Annotated in this window: 3 protein-coding genes; all 3 read right to left on the reverse strand. The window is 67.3% G+C overall.

Annotated features, from left to right (window positions below; genetic code table 11):
* Nucleotides 1-20 precede the first annotated feature (20 nt).
* The gene (locus tag D3H34_RS32215) at nucleotides 21-575 is read right to left on the reverse strand and encodes an RBBP9/YdeN family alpha/beta hydrolase (RefSeq protein ID WP_119558820.1); all 555 of its coding nucleotides are present in this window, start codon (nucleotides 573-575) and stop codon (nucleotides 21-23) included.
* Complete coding sequence (locus D3H34_RS32220; RefSeq protein WP_119558821.1) at nucleotides 575-1,345, reverse strand: ParA family protein; 771 nt, start codon at nucleotides 1,343-1,345, stop codon at nucleotides 575-577. Before D3H34_RS32220 ends, D3H34_RS32215 begins: the two co-directional genes overlap by 1 nt.
* Nucleotides 1,346-1,361: 16 nt before the next feature.
* Nucleotides 1,362-1,917, reverse strand: a 556-nt coding sequence (locus tag D3H34_RS32225; RefSeq protein ID WP_119558822.1) for a LysE family translocator, incomplete at its 5' end; no start/stop codon positions are given.

The raw sequence follows: 1,917 nt of genomic DNA on the forward strand, positions 1-1,917 counted from the left end.
GTTTCTTTGTCACCATGGCTTCAGTCTTTCAAAAGGGTTTGCAGCAGCGTCCGACCCGCATCCCAGTCACCCCGGGTTGGATCAGCCACCGTGTCGTCTGGCGCCACATACGTTGCGCCCCAGGCCTGGGCCAGGGCTTGCGCGCGCTGCGGGCTGCACGCTGCATGCTGCGCGCGGCCCACGAGAATGCTGGGAAAAGGCAGGCGCTGCAGCGCGAGCGGCGACCAGCCCGGCAACTGCTCGCGCAGCGCAGGCTGTTCCACGTCGACCGGCGCGACCAGCAGCGCGCCGCGCACCTTGGCCGCGGCCGGCGAATGCGCGGCCCACCAGGCCGCGAGCACGCAGCCCAGGCCGCTGGCCACCAGCACCACGGGCCCGGGCGCGTCGACCAGCGTTTCCTGCAGGCGCGCGCTCCAGTCGCCGCGCAGCGGCCGCTGCCAGTCGTGCTGCTCGAGCAGCGCAGCGCCATACAGGGCCTGCCAGCGCGCGAGCCAGGGCTCGGCACGGGCCTGCGGCCCGCCGTCCGGCAGCAGCAGGACCTGCGGAGGGGAAGAGGAAGACGCGAACACCGGCATCACATCTTCTTGATGCGGTCCACCATCTCGCGCGCGAACTCGACGAACGCCTTGCTGCCCTTGGCCGACGGATCGAACACCACGCCGGGAACGCCGTAGCTCGGCGCTTCGGCCAGGCGCACATTGCGCGGAATCACGGTGTTGAACACCTTGTCGCCGAAATGGTCCTTGAGCTGGTCGCTGACCTGCTGCTGCAGCGTGGTCCGGGTGTCGAACATCACGCGCAGCAGGCCGATGATCTGCAGGTCGGGATTCAGGTTGGCGTGCACCTGCTTGATGGTATTGACCAGGTCCGTGAGGCCTTCGAGCGCGAAGTACTCGCACTGCATGGGCACGACCACGCCGTTGGCCGCGCACAGGCCGTTGAGCGTGAGCATGGACAGGCTGGGCGGGCAGTCGATCAGCACGAAATCGTAGTCGGCGTCGACGGCCGCGAGCGCGCCCTTGAGGCGCTTGTCGCGGCGTTCCAGCGCGACCAGTTCGATCTCGGCGCCCGTGAGTTCACGGTTGGCGCCGAGCACGTGGTAGCCGACTTTCTCGGAGAACACCGCGGCCTCCTGCACCGACGCGTTCTCGAGCAGCACGTCGTAGACCGTGAGCTCGAGGCTGCGCTTGTCCACGCCCGAACCCATGGTCGCATTGCCCTGCGGGTCCATGTCGATGAGCAGCACGCGCTGGCCGATCTTGGCCAGGCCCGCCGCCAGGTTCACGCAGGTAGTGGTTTTGCCGACGCCACCTTTTTGGTTGGCAATACAGAAAATCTTGGCCATAGGGCTTTCGGATAACTTATTTGGAAATGGCCAGCTTGATGCCAAAGCCGATGAGGAAAGTGCCGGCGGTCTTTTCCAGCGCCTGCACCACGCGCGGATTGGCACGCAGGCGGTCGGCCAGGAAGCGCGTGAGCAGCACCACGACCAGGCAGTACAGGAAGGTCAGCACCGCCACGGTCGCCGCCATCAGCGCGAAGGTGCGCAGGCCCTGGTGCGTTGCCGGGTCGACGAACAGCGGGAAAAATGCCATGTAGAACACGATGGCCTTGGGGTTGAGCAAGGTGATCAGCGCGCCCTGGCGGAAATAGTGGTGCGGCTGCATCTTCAGCACCGGCTGGCTACCGGGCTTGGCCAGCAGCATCCGGCAACCGAGCCAGGCCAGATAGGCCGCGCCCAGCCATTGCAGCGCCGTGAACGCCGCGGGATGGGATGCAAGCAGCGCCGCCATGCCGGCCACGGCCAGCCACATCAGCACCTGATCGGCGGCGATGACGCCGCCGCAGGCGGCCATGCCGGCGCGGATGCCGCCCTGCCCGGTCGACGTGATCAGCGCGAGTTTGTCGGGGCCGGGA

This window comes from Acidovorax cavernicola (assembly GCF_003581445.1).